This is a genomic window from Arthrobacter sp. AIWTK1, from assembly GCF_056680535.1.
This window is the reverse complement of sequence record NZ_CM155287.1, coordinates 3,917,860-3,932,134: the sequence shown is the minus strand read 5'-3', so window position 1 is coordinate 3,932,134 and position 14,275 is coordinate 3,917,860. Positions and strand designations below refer to the sequence as shown.

Sequence of the window (14,275 nt, the reverse complement as noted above, 5' to 3'; positions counted from 1 at the left end):
TGTTTTTCCTTACTGCTGTGCGGTCTGTTGTTCGGTGGAGGTGGCTTGCGCCAGGTAGGCGTCCAGGGTGGCGCTGCGGTGCAGGCGGGCCGCCCTTTCTATCTCGTCGGCGGCGGCACCGGTTTCAATGAGCCGGAGCAGGGCCTCATGTTCGTCCACGGAGTCGCGGGCGCGGCCCGGGACGAAGCGGAACGTGGAGGACCGCAGCGATGCGAGCCGGTTCCAGCCGCGGTGGACGAGGTCCAGGATGTGCGGATTGGGGCAGTGCTCGAACAGGACGCTGTGGAAGTCCTGGTTCAGCCGGGTGAAGCGGACGGGGTCGAAGTGTTCCAGGCATTCCCGCATTTCCTCGTTCACCGCCCGGGCCCTGGCCACGTCCGCCGCACCGATCAGCGGAGCCGAGAGTGCCGTGGCGGCACCTTCGACGATGCTCAGGGTCTGCATGGTGTAGAGGTACTCGGTGGGGTCGATGCCGGACACGGTGGCGCCGACGTTCCGCTCGAACTTGACCAGCCCTTCGGCTTCGAGCCGGCGGATGGCTTCGCGGACCGGCACCACGCTGACGCCCAGGTCCTCGGCGATTTTCGCCAGCACCAGCCGGTAGCCGGGGGAGTAGGTGCCGTCAACGATCCGGGCCTTGACGGCGGCATAGGCCTGCTCGGACTTGCTTCGGGGGCCTGCGGCGGTGGCCATCTCAGTCATTGGTTTGTCCGTTTCCCGTTGCTTCCCATTCCTCATACCTAAGGCGCCATTCCGCGTTCAGCGGGTACAGGCCGTCCACGCTGTGGCCCTGCTGGACCATTTCGGCGATGAAGACTTCCTCACGTTCCTGGGCGATGGAATCATCCGCAAGCTCTTCCGCGAGGGCCGGCGGGATCACCAGGATGCCGTCCGAGTCGGCAACGATGATGTCCCCGGGCTGCACGGTGGTACCGCCGCAGGCGATGGTGATGTCCGTGTCCCAGGGGATGTGCCGGCGGCCCAGCACCGCCGGGTGCGGGTTGGAGTAGTAGGTGGGCATGTCCATGGCGGCCACGGCGGAGAAGTCACGCACCCCGCCGTCGGTGATCACGGCCGCGGCGCCGCGCACCTGGGCGCGGAGGGCCAGGATGTCGCCGATGGTGCCGGTTCCCTTCTCGCCGCGCGCCTCCATCACCAGGATCTCGCCCTCGTTCACGGAATCGATGGCCTTCTTCTGGGCGTTGAAGCCGCCGCCGTGGGTCTTGAAGAGGTCCTCGCGGTTGGGCACGTAGCGCAGAGTCCGGGCCAGGCCCACAATCCGCTTTTGCGGGTGGGTGGAGGTGAGGCCGTCGATGCTGACGTTGTTCAGGCCGCGCTTGCGCAGTTGGGAGGAGAGGGTGGCGGTGCAGACGCTTTCCAGCTTCGCCTTGAGCTCGGCGGTCAGCACCGGGGCCGGCGACTCCGGTGCCTGGGCCGGGAGCCCGGCGGCTTCGCGGGAGCCGTACGCTTCCTCCCGCTGGAGATCATCGCTCCGGGGCCGGGCACCGAAGTCCGCGAACGGCGTCGTGCCTTCCGCCACCCGGGTGGCCAGGCGGCCGGTGCTCACCGCCTCGCCGCCACTTTCGACGGCGCTGACTTCGACCTCGACGACGTCGCCCGGTTTGGCAACGGAAGCGCCGGCCGGCGTGCCGGTCAGGATGATGTCGCCCTCTTCGAGGGTGAGCAGCTGGGAGAGGTCCGCCACGAGCCGGGCGAACGGGAAGAGGAGGTCTTCAGTGGTGTCGTCCTGGACAAGCTCGCCGTTATGCCAGGTGCGGACGCGGAGTTTGGCGGGGTCCACGGCGTCCGCGGCGATCAGTCCCGGGCCCACGGGAGTGAAGCCGTCGCCGCCCTTGGACCGGAGGTTGGAGCCCTTGTCCGCATAGCGGAGGTCGTAGACGCCGAGGTCGTTGCTGGCGGTAAGCCACTCGATGTGGCTCCAGGCGTCCTCGATGCCCACGCGGCGGGCAGCCTTGCCGATGACCAGGGCGATCTCGCCCTCGTAGCCGAGGAGTTCGCAGCCGGCCGGGCGTTCCACCGTTGAAGGGGCTTCCGCTGAGCCGGTTGCCAGGGAAGAGGATGGCTTCAGGAAGTAGGAGGGCTGCTCCGGTGTACGGCCGCGCTGGGCTGCCCGGCTGGGGTAGTTGATATGCACCGCGATGACTTTGCGGGCCGCGGCCAGGAGGTGGTCGGTGACCTGTTCCAAGAGTTACTCCTCATCGAGTACGAAATCGTATACGATAACTATTGCCCAGGAAGCGTGGAACGTCAACCCTTATGTTTTAGGGAGTTTTCGGGGCTGCTTGTAACGCAGGTCATATCTGCGTACAGTTTTGAATGAGCATCAAATTTCTATTATCGAACACTTAGTTCTGATATCGAATACATTCGACGGCGATACGCCGCCACACAATGAAGTGAGGACCCCCGTGCAATTCCACCATCACGGTTACGTATCCGGTGACCCGCGAGTCCAGCCGGCAGCAGGCGTAGGCATCAATCGGCCCACTGAGCTTCCTGAAGAGGTGGACGTCCTGATTGTCGGCACAGGCCCTGCAGGCATGCTGGCCGCCGCCCAGCTGTCCCAGTTCCCGGACATCACCACCCGCATCGTTGAACGCCGTGCCGGCAGGCTGCCGATTGGCCAGGCGGACGGCATCCAGGCGAGGAGCGTCGAGACCTTCCAGGCCTTCGGCTTCGCCGAGCGGATCATTGCCGAGGCGTACCACATCACCGAGATGGCGTTCTGGAAACCGGACCCGGCCGACCACTCGCGCATCATTCGGGGAGCCCGCGCGGTGGACGACGAGATGGGGATCAGTGAGTTCCCGCACCTCATCGTCAACCAGGCCCGCGTCCTGGACTACTTCGCCGAATTCATGGCGAACGCGCCCACCCGCATGACGCCTGACTACGGCTTTGAGTTCCGGAGCCTGGAAGTCACCGACGAGGGGGAGTACCCGGTCACCGTGACCCTGCTGCACACCGCCGGTCCCAACGAAGGCCAGGAGAAGGTTGTCCGGGCCAAATACGTGATTGGCGCGGACGGCGCGCGCAGCAAGGTACGGGATGCGATTGGCTGCACCCTCGCCGGCGACGCCGCCAACCACGCCTGGGGCGTGATGGACGTTCTTGCCGTGACGGACTTCCCCGACATCCGCACGAAATGCGCAATCCAGTCCGGATCGGGCGGCAGCATCCTGCACATTCCCCGCGAGGGCGGCTTCCTCTTCCGCATGTATGTTGACCTCGGTGAGGTGGACCCGAACGATAAGGGCGCCGTGCGCAACACCTCGATCGAGGAGATCATCCGCAAGGCGAACGGGATCCTCCACCCCTACACACTCGACGTCCGGGACGTCGCCTGGCACAGCGTGTATGAGGTGGGCCACCGCCTCACCGACCGGTTCGACGACGTCCTCCCGGACCAGCGGGGCACCCGGACACCCCGCGTGTTCATCACCGGGGACGCCTGCCACACGCACAGCGCCAAGGCCGGCCAGGGCATGAACGTTTCCATGCAGGACGGTTTCAACCTGGCGTGGAAGCTCGGCCATGTCCTGGAGGGCCGCAGCCCGGAAAGCCTGCTGACCACCTACTCGGACGAACGGCAGGTCATCGCCAAGAACCTCATCGACTTCGACAAAGAGTGGTCCACGATGATGGCCAAGAAGCCCGAGGAATTCGAGAGCCCCTCCGAGCTTGAGGACTTCTACGTCAGCACCGCAGAGTTCCCTGCCGGGTTCATGACCCAGTACACCCCGTCGATGCTCACCGGCGGCGTCGAACACCAGGACCTGGCAGCAGGCTTCCCCATCGGCAAGCGCTTCAAGTCCGCGCCCGTCGTACGGGTCTGCGATACCAACCCCCTGCAGCTCGGACACCATGCCACGGCGGATGGGCGGTGGCGCATCTACGTCTTCGCCGACGCGGCAGCGCCGGCAGCGGGACAGGAGGGTGCCCCCTCAGCGGTGGCCGACTTCGCCGAGTGGATCGCGAAGGCGCCGGACTCGCCGCTGGCCGCCACGCCGTCGGGCGCCGACCTCGATGCATGGTTCGACGTGAAGGTGATCTACCAGCAGCCCCACACGGACATCGACATCAACGCCGTCCCGGCAGTGTTCAAGCCGCAAGTGGGCCCGTTCCAGCTCACGGACTACGAGAAGGTGTATGCCACCGATCCGAAGGCGGACATCTTCGAAGTGCGCGGCCTGGACCGCGGCGGCGTGATCGTGGTGGTTCGCCCGGACCAGTACGTGGCCAACGTCCTGCCCCTGGCCGCGACGGCGGAACTCGGCGCGTTCTTCGCGCCCCTCCTCGCGACCGGGCGGGCCGCAGCTGTCTAGCCCCGGCCCTCGCCGCCGACTGCCTGCCCGGTTCGGTAGTCGGCGGCGGCATAGACGCCGAGGATGCGCACTTCGGTGGTGAAGAAGTCCAGTTCCTCAAGGGCGAGCCGGACCGGCAGGTCCTCGGGGTGTCCTTCGACGTCGGCCATGAACATGGTGGCAGCAAACTCGTTGCCCACCATGTAGCTTTCCAGCCGGGTCATGTTCACGCCGTTCGTGGCGAACCCGCCGAGAGCCTTGAAGAGCGCGGAGGGGACGTTGCGGACCCGGAACAGGAAGCTGGTCACGGCCGGTCCCGGCAATGCCTCCCGGGTGGGCAGTTCCTTTTCCGGCGCCAGGACCACGAACCGGGTGGTGTTGGAGGGGTCATCCTCCACCCGCGAAGCGAGCACCTCCAGGCCGTAGATCTCGGCCGCGAGCGGGGGAGCGAGGGACAGCTTGGCAGGATCGTTCCACTCCCGGACTTCACGGGCAGAGCCTGCGGTGTCCCCGGCAATAATGGGCTTCAGGCCGGCGCTGCGGATGAGGCGCCGGCACTGGCCCAGGGCGTGGATGTGGCTGTGGACCTCGGTGGCACCTTCGATGGTGCTGCCGGGGATGCCTAGCAGGTCAAAATGAATCGGCAGGAAGAACTCGCCCACGATCTGGAGGCGGGACTGGGGGAGCAGGACGTGGATGTCCGCCACCCGGCCGGCGATCGAGTTTTCGATCGGAATCATGGCCAGGTCGGCGTCACCGCCGGACACCAGCTCGAATGCGTCCTCGAAGCTGGCGCACGGGATGCTTTCCAGCTCCGGGAACATCTGGGCGCACGCAATATTGGAATTAGCGCCGGGTTCACCTTGGTACGCAATCTTCTGGGCCATGATCCGTATGGTTTCACGCCGGGCGCCGCGCTCCCAACTGAGTAGCAGCAGGTGTCGTTTTGGACCCTCAAAACGACACCTGCTGCTACTCAGTTGGGTGAGGCTCGAACAGTCGGGCCTCCGTCAGAGCGCAAGCCGCATGGACACCTGGTACCGGTCCGAGCGGTACGTCGAGACGGAGTACTCGATGGGCGTGCCCGGGTCTTCCTGGCCGGTGAAGGAGCGGCGCCTGAAGAGTAGGACGGGGGCGCCGGGTTCGATGTCCAGCAGGGCCGCGGTCTCCTCCGGGGCGGCAGCGGCCTCGACAGTCTGTTCCACGTGCTGCACCGGATGCCCGGAGGCGGCGAGGACCCGGTAGAGCGACCCCGTCAGGTCCTCGGAGAGCAGGTCCGGCAGGAGCCCGGGCGGCAGCCACGACTCGTCCACGCTGACGGGCGCCCCGTTGGCCAGGCGCAGCCTGCGGACCTGGTAGGCCTCCTGCCCCGGGGGCAGCCCCAGGTGCTCGGACGCCGCTGCCGGCGGCTCCGCCGTCGCGGCTGTAATGACCCGGGTGCTGGGTTCGAAACCGGCAGCGCGCATGTCCTCATTGAACGAGGCCAGGTGCAGGGTTGAACGAACCAGCCCGTGCGACACAAAGGTCCCCTTGCCCTTGATCCGGACCAGAGCCCCGTCCTGGACGAGGTCCGAGATCGCCCGCCGCACCGTAATGCGTGAAACCCCGAACTGCTCCTCCAGCTGGCGCTCGCCCAGCAGTGCGTCCCCCGGCCGCAGCCTGGTGGCCACGAGGTCCTGGAGCTGCCTGCGCACCCAGACGTGTTTGAGTTCCCCCGCCGTATCCATACCTCTATTGTCCGGGCAGATTGAACAGGTGTCCGCCCGCTTCCACGCGGCCGCCGGAGGCCGGCAGTGCAACGGCGTCCGGTTTGCTGTCCAGGATCACCACAGGGCTGCACATGCTGAGGTTTTTCGAGCGGACAAACGTGACATCAACGCTGATCATGGGGTCGCCGGCCCGGACCTGGTCTCCCTTCTGGGCCAGCACGCTGAATCCCTCGCCTTTCAGGCCCACTGTGTCGATGCCGACGTGGACCAGCACTGCGGGGCCTGAGGCGTGCTGGACGATGTAGGCGTGCGGCATGACTTTGATGACGCGGCCGTCCAGGGGAGCGACGGCGGTGAGCACACCGGCGTCGTCGTCCGGAATGACCGCGGCGCCTCCGCCGACGAGCCCTTTGGCGAATACGGGGTCCGGCACTTCGCTCAGCGGGATGAGCCGGCCCGGCAGGGGGGAGGCCACGCTGATGGCACCAGCCGGCGCTGTCTCCACACCCGCCGTGCTGATGTCAGCCGTGCTCACATCAGGTCCTGGATGTCTTCTGCCAAGCTCTCGGCTTCGGGGCCCACCACAACCTGGACCACTGAGCCGGCCATCATGACGCCATGGGCACCCGCGGCCTTAAGGGCTGCCTCGTCCACCTTTCCGGCGTCCACCACTTCGGTGCGCAGGCGGGTGATGCACCCCTCGATCTCTTCAACGTTGTCGGCGCCGCCCAGGGCGGCGAGGATGATTTCTGCTTTGGACATGTCCACTCCTGTTGGTCGTTTTCGCGGTGAGTCCGGCCGGCCTGAAGCTTTTTTCCTGCCTGAGGTTGACAACTAAGCCCGGTGCACTTCACAGTGATGATTGTCACTGGTTATAACCAGTTAGCAAAACTCTACTGAATCCCGCATCCCCGCACAAGCACCCCTTCTCGAAACGAGGAACCACATGTCCACGGAAAACCCGTCCGCTTCCGCCGGGGCAGGCCCGCTGGCCGCACCGGCCCCGGGCAAGGCCAAGGGCAGCGGAAAAGCGTTGCAGAACATGCAGCGCTTCGGCCGCAGCCTCATGCTCCCCATCGCCGCCCTTCCCGCAGCCGCACTCCTCCTGCGCCTGGGCCAGGACGACCTGCTGGGCAGGTTCGAATCCCTGACCACCGTTGCCCAGGTGATCGGCGCAGCCGGCGGTGCCCTGTTTGAGAACCTTCCGCTGCTCTTCGCCGTCGGCATTTCCTTCGGCTTTGCCAAGAAGGGCGACGGTTCCACGGCGCTGGCCGCCGTCGTCGGCTTCCTGGTCCTGACCAATGTCTTCAAGGTCATGGCACCCATGGTGCTGGGCGCCGCCCCGGAGGGCGGCAAAGATCCCGTCATCAATTACGGGGTGCTGGCCGGCATCGTGATGGGCCTGACCACGGCCTGGCTGTGGCAGAAGTTCCACCGGACCACCCTGCCGGACTGGCTTGGATTCTTCGCCGGCCGGCGGCTGGTGCCCATCCTGACGTCGTTCGCGGCCATCGTGATCGGCGTGGTCATGGCCCTGCTCTACCCTTTCTTCAACACGGGCCTGACCGCCGTGGGCAACGCCGTCGCGGACAATACGGTGGTGGGCAGCGGCGTCTACGGCACACTCAACCGGCTGCTCATCCCGCTGGGCCTGCACCACATCCTGAACTCGATCGTCTGGTTCATCATCGGCGACTACAACGGCGCCCACGGCGACCTGAACCGCTTCTTCGCCGGCGACCCCTCCGCGGGTGTGTTCATGACCGGGTTCTTCCCCATCATGATGTTCGCCCTGCCCGCGGCCGCCCTCGCCATCTGGCATGAAGCCAAGCCTTCGCAGAAGAAGATCGTGGGCGGCGTCATGCTCTCCACCGGCCTCACCGCGTTCCTCACCGGCATCACCGAACCGCTGGAATTCTCCTTCATGTTCGTGGCCTGGCCGCTCTACCTTGTCCACGCCGTCCTGACCGGAACCTCCATGATGCTGGTCAACTTCCTGGGCATCCACCACGGGTTCGGGTTCTCCGCAGGGGCCATCGACTACTTGCTCAACTTCGGTATCGCGCAGAATCCGCTCTGGCTGGTGCCCATCGGGCTGGGCTACGCAGCGGTGTACTACGTGGTGTTCCGCTTCGTGATCCGGCGCTGGAACCTGCGCACCATGGGCCGCGAAGATGAAACCGACGAGAACGGTTCGATGGCCAAAGCCGATGCGAGCTGAACCCGGCGTGCCGGGGCCAACTCAACCCGGAGCCGGCGCCGGGGGCCGCCTGGGGCTGCGGGGGCGCCTGGTCACCGGCCGGCCCGGGGAGGGAGTGATCGACGACGGCACGGTGGTGATCGCCGGGGGACGCATCGTGTGGTGCGGCCCGACGGCGGAGTTGCCCGCCGGCGTCGACGTCGAAACAACACAGGTTCCGGTCATCGTGCCGGGGCTGGTGGACGTGCACTGCCACGGCGCCGTGGGGCACACCTTCTCCGCGGATGCGGACGGCGCCCGCCGGGCCGCTGGTTATCACGCCGGGCAGGGTACGACGTCGGTGCTCGCCTCGCTCGTTTCGGCGCCGTCCGGTGTACTGCTTGAGCAGATCACGGTGCTGCGGGAGCTGGTGTGGGACGGCACGCTGGCCGGCCTGCACCTGGAAGGACCGTTCATTGCCCGGAGCATGTGCGGAGCGCAGGACCCTACGGCCATCATCGACGGGGATCCGGCACTCCTGAAACAGTGGCTCGAGGCGGGGCAGGGCACGGTGCGTTCGCTGACCCTTGCCCCGGAAACGCCGCACTTCGGCGAACTGGTGGCCCTGTGCAGGGAGTACCGCGTGGTCCCGTCACTCGGGCACACCGGCGCCACGGCGGCCCGGACGCGTGAAGCACTGGGCAGAGGGGCGGGCGCCGGCGGGCCCGGCGCCGGCCCCTGGTCCGCCACCCACCTGTTCAACCGGATGCCGGCGCTGGGCCACCGTGCGCCGGGGCCCATTCCGGTCCTGTTGCAGGCCGCCCGGCAGTCTCCGGACCGGATGGTCCTGGAGCTGGTGGCCGACGGCACCCACCTGGACCCGGAGATTGTCCGCATGGTCTTCAACCTGGTGGGACCGGGCTCGATCGCGCTGATTACGGATGCCATGGCGGCGGCCGGGATGTCCGACGGCCATTACACCCTGGGCAGCCTGGACGTGCTGGTCCAGGACAGGGTGGCCAGGCTGGTCCCCGCGGCGGATGATGCCCGTCCCGGGGCGATCGCCGGGGCCACCAGCCTGCTGCTGGAAAACGTCCGCCGCTGCGTGGAATGGGGCGTGGGCCTGGCCGACTCCGTCACCGCGGCCTCCGCCACGCCGGCCCGCCTCATGGGCCTGGACCAGCCGGGACCCGCGCAGGTCGGATCCATCACCAACGGGTACCGCGCCGACGTGCTGGTCACCACCGACGAACTTGAACTGTTGCAGGCCTACCGGGCCGGCACGCCACTAACGCAGGAAAGGAAAACGAGTGCAGATCATTCTGTGTGAGTCCGCGGAACACGTAGGGGCCCGGGCCGCCGACATCATCGACGCCCGGGTCCGGCGGGGCCCCGCCGTCCTGGGACTTGCCACCGGAGGTTCGCCGAAATCGACGTACCAGGAACTCATCCGGCGGCACCGCGAGGAACAGCTCAGCTTCAGCCGGGTCACCGCGTTCACCCTGGACGAATACGCCGGGCTGCCGCCGGAGCACGAACAAAGCTACCATTCCACCATCCGGCGCGAATTCACCGACCACGTGGACCTGCCACCGGAGCATCTCATCACCCCGCAGGGGAATGCGCCGGACCTCATCGCCGAAGCCGACCGCTACGACGCCGCCATCACGGCCGCCGGCGGGGTGGACATCCAGATCCTCGGCATCGGAGCCAACGGCCACATCGGGTTCAATGAGCCCAGCTCATCCCTTGCCTCGCGCACCAGGGTGAAGACGCTGGCCGGTGCCACCCGTGCCGACAACGCCCGGTTTTTTCCGGCGGGCGACGTTCCGCGGCTGTGCCTGACGCAGGGGCTGGGAACCATCCGCGAAGCCAGGCTAGCGGTGCTGGTGGCCATGGGGGAGAACAAGGCCGGTGCGGTCCAGGCCATGGTGGAAGGGCCGGTCAGCGCGCACTGCCCCGCCTCGGTGCTGCAGCTGCACCGCCGGGCCGTGGTCATCCTGGACCCGGCAGCCGCGTCCCGCCTGAGCCTGCTGGACTACTACCGGGACGCCCAGGAGTTCAACGACCAGCTGGGCCAGACGCCCACACGGCCCTGGCTGCAGCAGCCGATGGTCCAGGAGTTTTTGTCCAGATAGCGGGCGCAAAACGGGGCTGAAGTCCCTCTAAGTGGACAAAAACTCCTTGCTAGCCGTTGATCACCTGCGGAACACCAAGGGCTTTCAGGCCTTCGACGCCGAATTCCAGGCCGTAGCCGGACTGCTTGGCGCCGCCGAAGGGAACGCGGGGGTCCACGGCGCCGTGCTTGTTGATCCAGACGGTGCCTGCCTCGAGCCGGGCGGCCACTTCGCGTGCCAGCGCCGGGTCGGAGGACCAGACGGAGGCGCCCAGCCCGACGTCGAGCGCGTTCGCCATGGCTACTGCCTCATCCACAGTGCCGTACCGGATGATCGGCAGGGCGGGGCCGAACTGTTCCTCCGCCACCAGCGGGTTGCTGTTGTCGATGTCCGCCACGAGGGTGGCGGGGTAGAAGTGTCCGGGCTGGTCCGTGTTCGGGTTCCCGCCGAGCAGGATCCGGGCACCGGAGTCGCAGGCTGCGTCAACGAGCCCAGCGACGATGTCGTACTGCTGCCGGTTCTGCAGCGGGCCCAGGACGTTGGCCTCGTCCAGGCCGTTGCCCATCGGCATCGCGGCGGCCACCTTGGTGAGCTCCTCGCATACGGCTTCATACAGCGAATCGTGGACGTAGAGCCGCTTGAGGGCCGCGCAGGTCTGTCCGGTGTTGATGAAGGCGCCCCAGAAGAGGCCTTCGGCGATGGCCTTCGGGTCGGCGTCGGGCAGGACGATGCCGGCGTCGTTCCCGCCGAGTTCCAGGGTGAGGCGCTTGATGGTGTCCGCGGAGGATTTGATGATCGCCTTGCCGGTGGCGGTTGAGCCGGTGAACATGACCTTGCCGATCGCCGGGTGTTCGGCCAGCCGGGCGCCGACGTCGCGGCCGCCGGAGACCACGGTGAGGAGGCCCTCGGGGAGTTCCTCGTTCAGGACTTTGGCCAGGGCCAGGACGGACAACGGCGTGTACTCGGAGGGCTTGACCACCACGGCGTTGCCCATCCGCAGCGCGGGGGCAATCTGCCAGACCGTGATCATCATGGGCCAGTTCCACGGCCCGATCGCGCCCACGACGCCGATGGGCCGGTAGTGCAGCTGGGCCCGGGTTTCGCCGTCGTCCACCACGGTTTCCGGCTCCAGCGGCGTGCCGGCGGCAACGCGCAGCCAGGCGGCGCAGGCGCCGACTTCGAAGCGGGCGTTGGGACCGTTCAGCGGTTTGCCCTGTTCCCGGGAGAGCAGCCGCGCGAGCTCTTCGGCGGAACGTTCGACGGCGTCGGCTGCCTTCAGGAGCGCGGCGCTCCGGGCGTCGTGGCCCAGGGCGGCCCACGCGGGCTGGGCGGCTGCCGCGGCAGCAATGGCCGCCTCGAGGTCCTCAGCGGTGTGCACGGGTGCTTCGCCTACGGGTTCCCCCGTGGCGGGGTCCAGGATGGTCCGGGTTTCGCCGGTGTCCGGGGTGATCGAGGCCAGCAGGGCATCGTAGGTTTCCATGGGGTACTCCACTTCGAGTAGGTCAGAGAACGCGGCCGGAACGGCCCAACAGCGCTGCCTTAAGCGTGCTCCGGGAGGCGCCGCGGGGTCTTGTGTATCCGCGTACGGCACTTGACCGGTGGCGAACAGTACGGGCGGCCCTGAACCACATTGCGCTCACGAACAACAACTGATCGCTGGAAGACAAGCCGGGCTCGGCGGCAAGTGCCATGCTGGATTTCACGGTGCACCTTTGCCCGGGCCCAGGCACCCTTCCCACGCACTTTCCCCTAAGTTCCCTCCGCAGCACTCATGACCGTTAAGAAGGATCCAATGAGTATTTCGAACCCCGAATCCCGGACCGCAGAACCCGGTTCCCGCCAGGAACACTCCACCGCCCTGCGCGCAGGCAGCATCGGAGTCCTGGGCATCCTGTTCTTTGTCCTGTCCGCGCAGGCCCCGCTGACCGGCATCGTGGGAGCGGCACCGCTCGCGGCCGCGCTCGGCAACGGAGCCGGCGCCCCGGGCGCCTACCTCGTGGTCGGCATCGTCATTGTCATCTTCGCGGTGGGCTTCGTGGCCATGAGCCGGAAGGTGCAGACCAACGGCGCCTTTTACGCCTACGTCACCGCAGCGTTCGGCCGCAAAGTGGGTGCCGGGGCGGCGTGGCTTGCCCTGCTGGCCTACAGCACGGTGCAGGCGGCGATGTACGGGCTGTACGGGGCGGCCTTCTCCGGGCTCCTGGCCTCCGCCGGCATCACTGTTCCCTGGTGGCTGCTCGCGCTGGTCACCATGGCGGGCGTCCAGGTCCTCGGATCCATGAACATCGAGCTCGGCGCCCGCGTCCTCGCGGTGCTGGTGGGCCTGGAAGTGGCCATCCTCCTGATGTTCGGATTTGCAGTGCTGTTCAAAGGCGGCGGCCCCGAGGGGCTGAACCTCGCCGCCTCGTTCGCGCCGGAAGCCATCGCCAGCGGAGCCCCCGGCGTGGCCATCATGTTCGCGGTGGCCTCCATGTTCGGCTTCGAATCCACGGCGATCTACTCCGCCGAGGCCAAGGACCCGCACCGGACCGTTGCCCGGGCCACCTATCTGTCCGTGGGCATCATCGCCGTGTTCTTCTCCTTCATCACCTGGATGCTGGTCAGCTTCTACGGGCCCTCACACGTGGTGGATGCCGCGGGCGCCGCCCTGGAATCCGGGGATGCCACATCATTCGTGATCGGTCCCATCGTTGAAATGTTCGGACCCTGGGCGGGGATCACCGCCGGAGTCCTGCTGGTGACCTCGCTGCTGGCGGGCATCATTGCCTTCCACAACGGCATCAACCGCTACCTCCACTCACTGGCCCTGCGCGGATCCATGCCGGCAGTGGTTGCCCGGACCAACAGGCACCGTGCGCCGGCTGCCGCGGCCTGGATCCAGACCGTAGTGGCAGCCCTGCTGGTGGCGCCGTTCGCGCTGCTGGGGCTGGACCCGGTACTGACGCTGTTCTCCTGGTTCAGCGGCCTGGCCGTCGCGGCACTGCTGGTGCTGTACATGCTGTCCTCCCTCGCCGTCGTCGCCTATTTCCGCAGGGAAAAGGTGGCCGGCCAGCACTGGCAGACGTTCATCGCCCCGGTTCTCGCTTCCGCGCTGCTGGCCTGGGTGTTGTACCTGGTGGTCAGTAACTTCACCTCCCTCATCGGAGGCAGCGCTGAAACGGCCGCGGGCCTGCTGGCGGCCGTCCCCGCGCTCTTTCTGGCCGGCGTGCTGGTGGAGATCCGGGTGGAGAAGCAGATCCGGGCCTCAGAGCCTGAGTTGGTCGGGTAGCGGACGGTCAGGGACATCGGCAGGGACAACGAAGGAGCCGGCGACGGCGGCGCGGGCGGCGGTGTGGCGCCCGCGCCAGGCCAGACCGCCGGCCAGCAGCAGAAGCACCGCCAGGGCGGCGGCTGCGGCTGCGGCAGCCGCCGCAGCCGCTGCCTCCGGGCCGGCGGGCCACTGCCCGGTGATGCCCAGGAACGCCGGGACCGTGGCCGATGCCTGGCTCGTGAGGACCAGGGACCAGCCGATGAACGGCGTGAGGCGCTCAAACCCCAGGGCCAGTTGCAGGAAGAACAGCAGCCACAGGTACGTCCAGCAGAGCCAGAGCACGGCCAGGAGCGGATCCTCCCCGGACCAGGCCGCAGCGAGCAGGAGGCCGCACGCGCCCACCATCCCGCAGAACCAGCCAAGGCCCCGGGACCCGAGCCCCAGCAGGAAATCCAGCCCAACGTAGACGTAGGTCAGCCCGAACAGGAACATCCCGGATGCCCCGAGGAGCAAATGCAGGCCGTCGCCGCCGGTAATCCCCAGGTACGTGACGCCGAGGACCAACTGGGTGACGCCGATGACCAGACTGAACACGGCAGCGTCCCGGCGGGGGAGGAGATCCAGCGCCGCAAGGCCGTTGAGCAGCAGCGCGGCTCCGGAGAGAAGCAGGCAAAGGTGGGCCATCAGAAGTCCCC

13 protein-coding genes are annotated in these 14,275 nt (G+C 67.3%); 5 read left to right on the top strand and 8 right to left on the bottom strand.

Going from position 1 to position 14,275, the window contains the following annotated elements; all coding sequences use genetic code 11:
• Positions 1 to 9: 9 nt before the first annotated feature.
• Both AC1MDG_RS18040 and AC1MDG_RS18035 read right to left on the bottom strand, forming a co-directional pair.
• A complete protein-coding gene (locus AC1MDG_RS18040) occupies positions 10 to 702 on the bottom strand; it encodes a GntR family transcriptional regulator (protein WP_479805721.1) in 693 nt (230 codons plus the stop codon).
• Positions 695 to 2,206, bottom strand: coding sequence for a fumarylacetoacetate hydrolase family protein (locus tag AC1MDG_RS18035; protein WP_479805719.1), 1,512 nt, complete (start codon positions 2,204 to 2,206; stop codon positions 695 to 697). Before AC1MDG_RS18035 ends, AC1MDG_RS18040 begins: the two co-directional genes overlap by 8 nt.
• A 223-nt stretch (positions 2,207 to 2,429) precedes the next feature.
• Between AC1MDG_RS18035 and AC1MDG_RS18030 the strand changes: the two genes are divergently transcribed.
• On the top strand, positions 2,430 to 4,346 hold the full coding sequence (locus tag AC1MDG_RS18030) for an FAD-binding monooxygenase (protein WP_479805717.1): 1,917 nt from the start codon (positions 2,430 to 2,432) through the stop codon (positions 4,344 to 4,346).
• On the opposite strand, the gene AC1MDG_RS18025 is transcribed toward AC1MDG_RS18030, so the two are convergent.
• From AC1MDG_RS18025 to AC1MDG_RS18010, 4 genes are all read right to left on the bottom strand, one after another.
• Positions 4,343 to 5,212: a prephenate dehydratase gene (locus AC1MDG_RS18025; protein WP_479805715.1), complete on the bottom strand. Its 870-nt coding sequence runs from the start codon at positions 5,210 to 5,212 to the stop codon at positions 4,343 to 4,345. The two genes, AC1MDG_RS18030 and AC1MDG_RS18025, sit on opposite strands and share 4 nt — an antisense overlap.
• 123 nt (positions 5,213 to 5,335) lie before the next feature.
• On the bottom strand, positions 5,336 to 6,052 hold the full coding sequence (locus AC1MDG_RS18020; RefSeq protein ID WP_479805713.1) for a GntR family transcriptional regulator: 717 nt from the start codon (positions 6,050 to 6,052) through the stop codon (positions 5,336 to 5,338).
• Between the two features lie 4 nt (positions 6,053 to 6,056).
• Positions 6,057 to 6,569, bottom strand: coding sequence for a PTS sugar transporter subunit IIA (locus AC1MDG_RS18015; protein ID WP_479805711.1), 513 nt, complete (start codon positions 6,567 to 6,569; stop codon positions 6,057 to 6,059).
• On the bottom strand, positions 6,566 to 6,868 hold the full coding sequence (locus AC1MDG_RS18010; RefSeq protein WP_479805709.1) for a PTS sugar transporter subunit IIB: 303 nt from the start codon (positions 6,866 to 6,868) through the stop codon (positions 6,566 to 6,568). Before AC1MDG_RS18010 ends, AC1MDG_RS18015 begins: the two co-directional genes overlap by 4 nt.
• 112 nt (positions 6,869 to 6,980) lie before the next feature.
• On the opposite strand from AC1MDG_RS18010, the gene AC1MDG_RS18005 reads away from it, so the two are divergent.
• From AC1MDG_RS18005 to nagB, 3 genes are read left to right on the top strand one after another with little or no spacing between them, the layout of a single operon-like run.
• Positions 6,981 to 8,255, top strand: coding sequence for a PTS transporter subunit EIIC (locus AC1MDG_RS18005; RefSeq protein WP_479805707.1), 1,275 nt, complete (start codon positions 6,981 to 6,983; stop codon positions 8,253 to 8,255).
• Positions 8,245 to 9,543, top strand: a complete 1,299-nt coding sequence (locus AC1MDG_RS18000; RefSeq protein ID WP_479805705.1) for an N-acetylglucosamine-6-phosphate deacetylase — start codon at positions 8,245 to 8,247, stop codon at positions 9,541 to 9,543. The genes AC1MDG_RS18005 and AC1MDG_RS18000 overlap by 11 nt, the downstream gene beginning before the upstream one ends.
• Entirely contained in the window at positions 9,524 to 10,351 is an 828-nt protein-coding gene (nagB, locus tag AC1MDG_RS17995) for a glucosamine-6-phosphate deaminase (RefSeq protein WP_479805703.1), read from the top strand. The genes AC1MDG_RS18000 and nagB overlap by 20 nt, the downstream gene beginning before the upstream one ends.
• A gap of 49 nt (positions 10,352 to 10,400) precedes the next feature.
• Here the strand turns inward: nagB and AC1MDG_RS17990 are convergent, their stop codons facing one another.
• The gene (locus AC1MDG_RS17990) at positions 10,401 to 11,810 is read right to left on the bottom strand and encodes an aldehyde dehydrogenase family protein (RefSeq protein ID WP_479805701.1); all 1,410 of its coding nucleotides are present in this window, start codon (positions 11,808 to 11,810) and stop codon (positions 10,401 to 10,403) included.
• Between the two features lie 312 nt (positions 11,811 to 12,122).
• On the opposite strand from AC1MDG_RS17990, the gene AC1MDG_RS17985 reads away from it, so the two are divergent.
• Positions 12,123 to 13,598 carry an APC family permease gene (locus AC1MDG_RS17985; RefSeq protein WP_479805699.1) on the top strand — a complete coding sequence of 492 codons (1,476 nt, stop codon included), beginning with the start codon at positions 12,123 to 12,125 and terminating at the stop codon, positions 13,596 to 13,598.
• On the opposite strand, the gene AC1MDG_RS17980 is transcribed toward AC1MDG_RS17985, so the two are convergent.
• Positions 13,575 to 14,264, bottom strand: a complete 690-nt coding sequence (locus tag AC1MDG_RS17980; protein ID WP_479805697.1) for an AmiS/UreI family transporter — start codon at positions 14,262 to 14,264, stop codon at positions 13,575 to 13,577. The two genes, AC1MDG_RS17985 and AC1MDG_RS17980, sit on opposite strands and share 24 nt — an antisense overlap.
• Between the last annotated feature and the right edge of the window lie 11 nt (positions 14,265 to 14,275).

What these genes read in the sequence shown, in the direction of transcription:
- AC1MDG_RS18040 (WP_479805721.1), bottom strand. Translation starts at nt 702, where the DNA reads ATGACTGAGATGGCCACCGCCGCAGGCCCCCGAAGCAAGTCCGAGCAG.
- AC1MDG_RS18025 (WP_479805715.1), bottom strand. Translation starts at nt 5,212, where the DNA reads ATGGCCCAGAAGATTGCGTACCAAGGTGAACCCGGCGCTAATTCCAAT.
- AC1MDG_RS18020 (WP_479805713.1), bottom strand. Translation starts at nt 6,052, where the DNA reads ATGGATACGGCGGGGGAACTCAAACACGTCTGGGTGCGCAGGCAGCTC.
- AC1MDG_RS18005 (WP_479805707.1), top strand. Translation starts at nt 6,981, where the DNA reads ATGTCCACGGAAAACCCGTCCGCTTCCGCCGGGGCAGGCCCGCTGGCC.
- AC1MDG_RS18000 (WP_479805705.1), top strand. Translation starts at nt 8,245, where the DNA reads ATGCGAGCTGAACCCGGCGTGCCGGGGCCAACTCAACCCGGAGCCGGC.
- AC1MDG_RS17990 (WP_479805701.1), bottom strand. Translation starts at nt 11,810, where the DNA reads ATGGAAACCTACGATGCCCTGCTGGCCTCGATCACCCCGGACACCGGC.
- AC1MDG_RS17985 (WP_479805699.1), top strand. Translation starts at nt 12,123, where the DNA reads ATGAGTATTTCGAACCCCGAATCCCGGACCGCAGAACCCGGTTCCCGC.
- AC1MDG_RS17980 (WP_479805697.1), bottom strand. Translation starts at nt 14,264, where the DNA reads ATGGCCCACCTTTGCCTGCTTCTCTCCGGAGCCGCGCTGCTGCTCAAC.